We start from the raw sequence: 8,179 nt of genomic DNA, 5'->3' as shown, positions 1-8,179 counted from the left end.
CGCCCTGTGGGCGGCGCTGGGCGTGACGCTGGCCGGGCTGGCGATGGTCTGGTTCGTCAACCGCCGGGTCGCCCGGCCGGTCGCCGGCATGGCCGCCGCGGTGACCGCGCTGGCCGCCGGGCGGACCGATGTCGCCCTGCCCCCGGACGAGGGTGCGGACGAGGTGGCCGCCTTGGCCCGCGCCGTCCATGTCCTGCGCGACAACACCGTGGAGATGGAGCGGCAGCGGCAGGAGGCCGCCGACCTGCACGGCCAACTTCTGCGCGACAAGGAGCGTGCGGACGCCGCCAACGAGGCGAAGACCCATTTCCTGGTGAACATCGGGCAGGAACTCCATGCCCCGCTCAACGGCATCGTCGCCTCCAGCCAATCGCTGATGAGCGAGCTGCACCGCCTGGGGGCCGGGGAGCTGGCCACCGACGTCGAGCAGATCCAGTGGACCGGCGAGCAGATGCTGACCCTGGTCGATGCGATCCTCGACTATGCCCGGATCGAGGCCGGCAACATGGACGTCGTGCTCCAGGATTTCGACGTGCACCGGCTGCTGATCGAGACGCGGGAGCGCACGCTGCCCGCCGCCGACCTCAACGGCAACGAGGTGACGCTCCAGGCCGAGGCCGCGACGCTCGGCCAGATGTATTCGGATTTCGGCAAGGTCCGGCAGGCGCTTCTCAACCTGCTGGACAACGCCTGCAAGTTCACCCAGGGCGGCGCCGTCCTTCTGACCGCCGAACGGGTCGAGCGCGACGGGGAGCCCTGGCTGCGCTTCACCGTGACCGACAGCGGCAGCGGCTTCGCCTCCAGCCAGACCGCCCGCCTGTTCCAGCCCTTCGTTCAAGGCGGAGGGGGCCAGGGCGGCGCGGGTGGGAAGCGGCGGGGCGCCGGTCTCGGCCTGACCTTGGTCGGTCATTACGCCGCCATGCTCGGCGGCGACATCGAGGTGGCGAGCGAGCCCGGCCAGGGCACCCGCGTCACGGTGGCCCTGCCCGCCTACCACCAGCCTCCGGCGGAGGAGCGTCCGCTCCAGGTCGGCACCGCCGGCGCGGCCAAGCGCCCGCTGGTGACCATCGGCACGCTGCGCCCGGTCGCCCGCCTCGCCTCCTGACCGTCAGGCTTCCCGCGGGCGGGCGGTGTCCTCGGGGGCGGCACCCTCCTCGGGCGGCAGGCCGTACCTCATGCGGCGCATCTTCTCGGCGACGCGGGCGATCTCCTCGGACGGCAAAATGACCGGCTCGCCCAGCAGATGGGCGTGGAGGTACTGGCGGGCCAGCGTCTCCACCTCGACCGCCAGGGCCAGGGCGCCCTTCACCGATGTGCCCAGCACGATCATGCCATGGTTGGCCAGCAGGCAGGCCAGCCGCCCGTCCAGAGCCGCCACGGCGTGGTCGGAAAGCTCCTGCGTGCCGAAGGTGGCGTAGGGCGCGCAGCGGATCGAATCCCCCCCGGCCAACGCCACCATGTAATGGAAGCCGGGAATGCCCCGGCCATGGACGGCGAGCGCCGTGGCGAAGGTCGAATGGGCGTGCAGAACCACGTCCACGTCGGGCCGCGCCTTCAGGATGTCGCGGTGGAAGCGCCATTCCGACGAGGGCCGCCGGGTCCCCGCATAGGTCCCGTCGAAGCCCATCTCCACGATGTCCTCCGGCTCCGTCTCGTCGTAGGGCAGGCTGCTGGGCGTGATGAGGAAGCCGCCCTCCACCCGCACCGACAGATTGCCGGACGCCCCCTGGTTGATTCCTGCCCCGTTCATGGCGAGGCAGGTGTCGATGATGGAGCGGCGCAGCGCCGGGTGGGACAGGCTGGTCATCGGGTGGGGTCTCGTCTGCGGTACGGCGGGAGGGTGAGCGGGCCATGGCCGGGCGATGCCTGTCAAGGACGGTCGCTGTCCCCCTTGCTCAAGTCCCAATGGCGGACGACGGCGTCGTAGCCGGCGGACAGGGCGCTCTGCCCGTCCGGGGTGAAGGCGACCGCCAGAACCGGCTTCTCATGCCCGCGGAAGGAGGCGAGCGGACGCCCGGTGGCGGCATCCCACAGCCGGACGCGCCGGTCCCCTCCCCCGCCGGACAACAAGGTCGTGCCATCGGGCGAGAAGGCGACGGAGGTGACGAAGCCGGTGTGTCCGTAGAGCGTGCGCAGCAGCGCGCCGGACTCCAGGTCCCACAGCCGCACCGTCTCGTCGCTGGAGGCCGTAGCGGCCAGCCGCCCGTCGGGGGACAGGGACAGGCCGTTCACGCTGCCCTCGTGCCCTTCCAGAACGGCCTTCTCCTGCCCGGTCGCGGCGTCCCAGACGCGGATTTGGAAATCGTACCCGGCGGAGACCAGCCGACCGCCGTCCGGCGTGAAGGCCACGGCGTTGACGTTGGAGCCATGCCCCTCCAGCGTCCGCAGCAGGGCGCCGCTCTCCGGGTCCCACACGCGGACGACCGAATCCCAGCCGGCGGAGGCGAAGCTCCGCCCGTCCGGCGCCACCGCCAGACCGGCCACCGTGCCGGTGTGCCCCTCGAAGCGGCGCAGGGGACGCCCGCCTTCCAGGTCCCAGAGGATAATGGCCGTGTCGCGGCTGCCGGTCAGGCCGCGCGTGCCGTCCGGCAGGAAGGCCACCGCGGTCACCCCGGCGGCGTGCTCATGGAAGGAGGAGCGCTGGGAAGCGGATGCAAGGTCCCAGAGGATGGCGGAATAGTCCCAGCTTCCGGTCAGGGCGCGGGTGCCGTCCGGCGACACGGCGACGGCGTTGACCATGGCGCCGTGACCGACCAGATCGGCAGCACGGGAACGCAGGGGAAAGGCCAGGACCGGGGCCAGCGCGGCCAGGGCCAACAGCCGGCGGCGGACAAGGCAAGGCGGACTCCCCGGACGGCGTCCCTTCCCCATGCCCGATCCCCTCCCGAAAAGGAAAAGACCGGCAGCCAGCGCCGCCGGTCCGTGGGTAACAGGTGGTGGCGCCGGGTGTTCTCAGCGCCAGGTGTGCCCGCGGGCGACCGCGGGGTTGTTCGAGGTCCGGTTCGGCTCGTAGCTGCCGCCCTGGGGCAGGCTGTAACCCGCCGCCTGGTGGCGGAAGGGCGGCAGAGCGAGGCCGGTCGCCGCATCGACGGTCAGGGTGCTGACCATGTAGGCGGCGTTCCCGGCGGTTCCCGGCCTCATGGCGGCGACCTTGTAGACGGTGGTGCTGTCCTCCAGCTCCGCTTCCGTGACGCGCAGGACCTGCACGTTGTGGGTCTGCTCGACGACCCGCTTCACCTCGTCCGCCGGCATGGGCGCCGGCTTGGCCGCGGGCGCGGTCTGGGCGAAGGCCGGAGCGGCGACCGCCCCGGCCAGCAGCAGGCCGGCAATGAACATACGCATGGACACGGTCCTCATTCGGCGGGCGCGCGGTGATGGCCGTGGTGATGGCGCGGCGTCTCGCCGGTCACCTCCTGAACCCACAGCGAATGGTGCTCGCGCGCCCACTGGAGTTCCACGTCGCCGGTGCCCATCGCGTCGAAGGCGCCTTCCATGCCGACCGAGCCGATGTAGATGTGCGCGATGACGATCGCGATCAGCACCACCGCGACCGCCGAATGGATGAGCTGGTAAAGCTGCATGTCGGCCATCGAGGCGAAGGAGAAGGGCCACAGGAGCTGCACGCCCGTGAAGCCCAGCGCCGCACCGCCCAGAACGGTCGCCCAGAAGATCACCTTCTGGCCGGCGTTGAACTTCTTCGCCGCCGGGTGGACGCCCTTGCTGAACAGGCCACCGGCCTTCAGCGCCCAGGCGATGTCGTTGCGCTCCGGAATGTTGTGCTTCACCCACATCACGAAGATGAGGACGATGCCCAGCATGAAGGCGAAGCCCAGGTAATTGTGGGCGAACTTGCCGTACTGGGTCATCGCGGCGAACGCCTCCGGCCCCATCAGCGGCAGGATGGTGTGGCGCCCGTACAGAACGTTCAGCCCGGTGAAGGCCAGGACGATGAAGCTGCCGGCGGTCAGCCAGTGCACGCCCCGCTCGAAGGCGTTGAAGCGCTGGATGGTCCGCCCGGTCTTCTGGCCGTCGATCCGGATGCGCCCGCGCACCAGGAAGAACAGGACCAGCAGACCCAGCATGCCGCCCAGCACCCAGCCGCCGTAGGTGGACAGCGGACCGTTGCGCAGCGACCGCCACGCCTCCCCTTCCGACTGCACCAGCACGCCGGCGCTCTTGTTGGGGATCGTGACGGTGCCCTGCACGCCGGAACGGATGCCCTGCCACATATCGGCTTTCGACGTGCCGTCCGCCGGCTGGTTGGCGACCGGCGGGAACGCTTCCCCCGCCGAGGCGGAGGAGACATTGGCCATGACCAGGGTCAGCGCCAGCATGACGACGCCCAGAAGCACGATCTGGAACGGCGACCGGAGCAAGCCTCTGGCCAGCCAGCCCTTGGCCAGCCAGCCTTTGGCCAGCCAGCCTTTGGAATGATGAGACGTCATTGCGTCAGCCCTTCCCTTCACAACCGCGCCCATCAGAAACGCTGGCCGGCCGAGCGCTGCTGGAGCGCCCGGGTCTGGTCCGCGGACAGTTGCGTGTCCGCGGCGCCGCGGTAGACGCCCTTTTCCAGATGGATCGGGCGCGCCTGCTCCTCCTCGTTGCACCCCGCCAGAAGCGGGGTGACGAGGAGAAGCGCCATCAGACCGGCGGTGCGGCGGATCACGGTCACGACCCGGCCTTCATCTGATAGGCGGTGCCCCAGCCCCAGGCGCCGGAGCCGAAGCCGCGGGCGACCACGCGCTCGCGGTAGATGTCCGACACCTTGTCGCCGTCGCCGGCCAGCAGGGCCTTGGTCGAGCACATCTCGGCGCAGAGCGGCAGCTTGCCCTCGGCCAGACGGTTGCGGCCGTACTTCTTGTACTCCGCGTCCGTGTTGTCGGCCTCCGGACCGCCGGCGCAGAAGGTGCACTTGTCCATCTTGCCGCGGCTGCCGAAGTTGCCGGCCTGCGGGTACTGCGGGGCGCCGAACGGGCAGGCATAGAAGCAGTAGCCGCAGCCGATGCACAGGTCCTTGTTGTGCAGGACCACGCCCTGCTCGGTCTGGTAGAAGCAATCGACCGGGCAGACCGCCTTGCAGGGCGCGTCGGAGCAATGCATGCAGGCGACCGAGATCGACCGCTCACCCGGCTTGCCGTCGTTGATGGTGACGACGCGGCGGCGGTTGATGCCCCAAGGCACCTCGTGCTCGTTCTTGCAGGCGGTGACGCAGGCGTTGCACTCGATGCAGCGGTCCGCGTCGCAGAGGAATTTCATACGGGCCATGATGATGAACTCCTAGGCGTCTCAGGCCGCCGAGATCCGGCAGAGGGTGGTCTTGGTTTCCTGCATCTGCGTGACCGAGTCGTAGCCGTAGGTCGTGGCGGTGTTCGCCGCCTCGCCCAGCACGACCGGGTCGGCGCCCTGCGGGTACTTGGCGCGCAGATCCTGGCCCTGGTAATGGCCGCCGAAGTGGAAGGGCATGAAGGCGACGCCGCGGCCGACACGCTCCGTCAGCATGGCCTTGACCTTCACCTTGCCCTGCTCCGCGCCCTCGACCCAGACCATCTGGCCGTCCTTGATGCCGGCGTTGTTGGCGTCGAAGGGGTTGATCTCGACGAACATGTCCTGCTGAAGCTCGGCCAGCCAGGGGTTCGACCGGGTCTCGTCGCCGCCGCCCTCATATTCGACCAGACGGCCGGAGGTGAGGATGATCGGGTACTCCTTCGACACGTCGCGGTCCTGGATGGACTTGTAGAGCGTCGGCAGGCGCCAGGACTTGGTGTCCTTGTAGGTCGGGTAGCTGGCGACCAGATCGCGGCGCGGCGTGTAGAGCGGCTCGCGGTGCACCGGCACCGGGTCCGGGAAGTTCCAGGCGACGCAGCGGGCCTTGGCGTTGCCCGGCGGGTTCAGGCCGTGCTTGATCGCCACGCGCTGGATGCCGCCCGACAGGTCGGTGGTCCAGGACACGGCGCCGATCTTGTCGCCACCGATCTTGCGGATCACCGCCATCTCGGCCTCGGTGAAGTCGCCGGCGTAACCCAGCTTCTCCAGCATGGCGTAGGTGACCTCCGGATAGCCGTCCTTGACCGCCGACCCGACCGGGTAGGAACCCTCGGCCAGCAGCGTCACGCCGTTGCGCTCCACGCCGAAGCGGGCGCGGAAGGCGCCGCCGCCCTCGGCGACCGGCAGGGAGGTGTCGTAGAGGTTGGCGGTGCCCGGATGCTTCATCTCCGGCGTGCCCCAGCAGGGCCAAGGCAGGCCGTAATAGTCGCCGTCGCACGGGCCGCCGTTGGCGCGCAGCGTGGTCTTGTCGAAGGTGCCCTGATGCTGCATGTGCAGCTTCAGACGCTCCGGCGACTGGCCGGTGTAGCCGACCGACCACATGCCGCGGTTCCATTCCCGCGTCAGGTCCTCGATGTCCGGCTCGTTGCCGTGGAGCTTGATGTTCTTGAACATCGGCTCGGCGAAACCGAACTTCTTGGCGAACAGGTACATGATCTCATGGTCGGTCTTCGATTCGAAGAGCGGCTCCATGATCTTGTCGCACCACTGGACCGACCGGTTGGACGCGGTGCGCGACCCGACGGTCTCGAACTGGGTGGCGGCGGGCAGCAGGTAGAAGTTGTCCTTGCGGTCGGACAGGACGGCGGTCATCGTCGGGAACGGATCGACGACGACCAGCAGCTCCAGCTTCTCCATCGCCTTCTTCATGTCGGGAAGGCGGACCTGGCTGTTCGGCGCGTGACCCCAGAAGACCATGCCCTTGATGCTGTCGGGCTGGTCCATGTTCTCCTTGGCTTCCAGGACGCCGTCGAACCAGCGGGACACCGGGATGCCGGTGGCCTCCATCAGCTTCTTGTCCTTGAAGCGGGCCAGGACCTGATCATACGGCACGTCCCAGACGCGCGCCCAGTGGCGCCACGCGCCCTCCGCCAGCCCGTAGTAGCCGGGCAGCGAGTCCGAGGTGACGCCGAAGTCGGTGGCACCCTGCACGTTGTCGTGGCCGCGGAAGATGTTGGTGCCGCCGCCCGTCACGCCGACGTTGCCGAGTGCCAGCTGGAGCACGCAATAGGCGCGGGTGTTGTTGTTGCCGATGTGGTGCTGCGTGCCGCCCATGCACCAGACGAGCGTGCCGGGACGGTTGGAGGCCAGCGTGCGGGCGACGCGCTTCAGCTGCGAGCCCGGAACGCCGGTGACCTTCTCGACCTCCTCCGGAGTCCACTTGGCGACCTCGGCGCGGATCTCGTCCATGCCGTAGACGCGCTTGGCGATGTACTCCTTGTCCTCCCAGCCGTTCTCGAAGACGTGCCAGAGGATGCCCCAGATCAGCGCCACGTCGGTGCCGGGCCGGAAGCGGATGTACTCGTCGGCCTTGGCCGCGGTGCGGGTGAAGCGCGGATCGGCGACGATCAGGGGCGCGTTGTTCTGCTCCTTGCCCTTCAGGATGTGGAGCATGGCGACCGGGTGCGCCTCCGCGGCGTTGGAGCCGATGAAGAACATCGCGCGCGACTTCTGGATGTCGTTGTACGAGTTCGTCATGGCGCCGTAGCCCCACACGTTCGCCACGCCGGCGACGGTGGTGGAATGGCAGATGCGGGCCTGGTGGTCGACGTTGTTCGTGCCCCAGAAGGCGGCGAACTTGCGGATCAGATAGGCCTGCTCGTTGCTGTGCTTGGCCGAGCCGAGCCAGAAGACCGAATCCGGGCCGGACTTCTCGCGGATCGCCAGCAGCTTGTCACCGACCTCCTGGATGGCCTGGTCCCAGGAGATCCGGGTCCACTTGCCGTCCACCATCTTCATCGGGTAGCGCAGGCGGCGGTCGCCGTGGGCGTGCTCGCGCACCGCGGCGCCCTTGGCGCAATGGGCGCCCAGGTTGATCGGGCTGTCGAAGCTCGGCTCCTGGCCGATCCAGACGCCGTTCTGCACCTCGGCGGTGACGGTGCAGCCGACCGAACAGTGGGTGCAGACGTTCTTGACCAGCTTCACCGGCGCGCCCGCGGCGGGGGTGGCGGTCACGGCCTCGGCCTTCTTCACCATGCCGAAGGGCATCGTGGCGGCGATGGCCGCGCCACCGGCGGCGATGCCGGAGGTGCGGAGGAACGAACGACGGTCGACGGTGTTGCCGGTCAAGCCGGAAACCATCTTCGCGAGCGAACGGCCACCGGACGCGGCCGCCTTCTTCTTCGTCAGCATGTGC

The 8,179-nt window shown here is 69.1% G+C and carries 8 protein-coding genes; 1 reads left to right on the top strand and 7 read right to left on the bottom strand.

Annotated features, from left to right (window positions below; all coding sequences use genetic code 11):
* Window positions 1-1,105, top strand: a 1,105-nt coding sequence (locus QSG27_RS13455) for a sensor histidine kinase (RefSeq protein WP_306706940.1), incomplete at its 5' end; no start/stop codon positions are given.
* Window positions 1,106-1,108: 3 nt separating this feature from the next.
* Here QSG27_RS13455 and QSG27_RS13450 read toward each other — a convergent pair.
* The 7 genes from QSG27_RS13450 to QSG27_RS13420 all read right to left on the bottom strand — a co-directional run bounded on the left by QSG27_RS13450 (window position 1,109) and on the right by QSG27_RS13420 (window position 8,175).
* Window positions 1,109-1,807, bottom strand: coding sequence for a class II aldolase/adducin family protein (locus QSG27_RS13450; RefSeq protein ID WP_306706938.1), 699 nt, complete (start codon window positions 1,805-1,807; stop codon window positions 1,109-1,111).
* Between the two features lie 62 nt (window positions 1,808-1,869).
* Window positions 1,870-2,871 carry a WD40 repeat domain-containing protein gene (locus QSG27_RS13445; protein ID WP_306706936.1) on the bottom strand — a complete coding sequence of 334 codons (1,002 nt, stop codon included), beginning with the start codon at window positions 2,869-2,871 and terminating at the stop codon, window positions 1,870-1,872.
* Between the two features lie 81 nt (window positions 2,872-2,952).
* On the bottom strand, window positions 2,953-3,342 hold the full coding sequence (locus QSG27_RS13440) for a hypothetical protein (RefSeq protein WP_306706934.1): 390 nt from the start codon (window positions 3,340-3,342) through the stop codon (window positions 2,953-2,955).
* Window positions 3,343-3,353: 11 nt separating this feature from the next.
* The gene (locus QSG27_RS13435; protein WP_306706932.1) at window positions 3,354-4,445 is read right to left on the bottom strand and encodes a formate dehydrogenase subunit gamma; all 1,092 of its coding nucleotides are present in this window, start codon (window positions 4,443-4,445) and stop codon (window positions 3,354-3,356) included.
* Window positions 4,446-4,477: 32 nt separating this feature from the next.
* Window positions 4,478-4,672 (bottom strand): hypothetical protein, encoded by a 195-nt coding sequence (locus QSG27_RS13430; protein WP_306706930.1) that lies wholly within the window; start codon window positions 4,670-4,672, stop codon window positions 4,478-4,480.
* Window positions 4,669-5,265, bottom strand: a complete 597-nt coding sequence (gene fdh3B / locus QSG27_RS13425; protein ID WP_306706928.1) for a formate dehydrogenase FDH3 subunit beta — start codon at window positions 5,263-5,265, stop codon at window positions 4,669-4,671. Before fdh3B ends, QSG27_RS13430 begins: the two co-directional genes overlap by 4 nt.
* A 21-nt stretch (window positions 5,266-5,286) precedes the next feature.
* Window positions 5,287-8,175, bottom strand: coding sequence for a formate dehydrogenase subunit alpha (locus tag QSG27_RS13420; protein ID WP_306706926.1), 2,889 nt, complete (start codon window positions 8,173-8,175; stop codon window positions 5,287-5,289).
* Window positions 8,176-8,179 lie beyond the last annotated feature (4 nt).

It is taken from the genome of Azospirillum isscasi, from assembly GCF_030849505.1.
GTDB classification, from domain to species: domain Bacteria; phylum Pseudomonadota; class Alphaproteobacteria; order Azospirillales; family Azospirillaceae; genus Azospirillum; species Azospirillum isscasi.
This window is presented reverse-complemented; position numbering and strand designations above follow the sequence as displayed.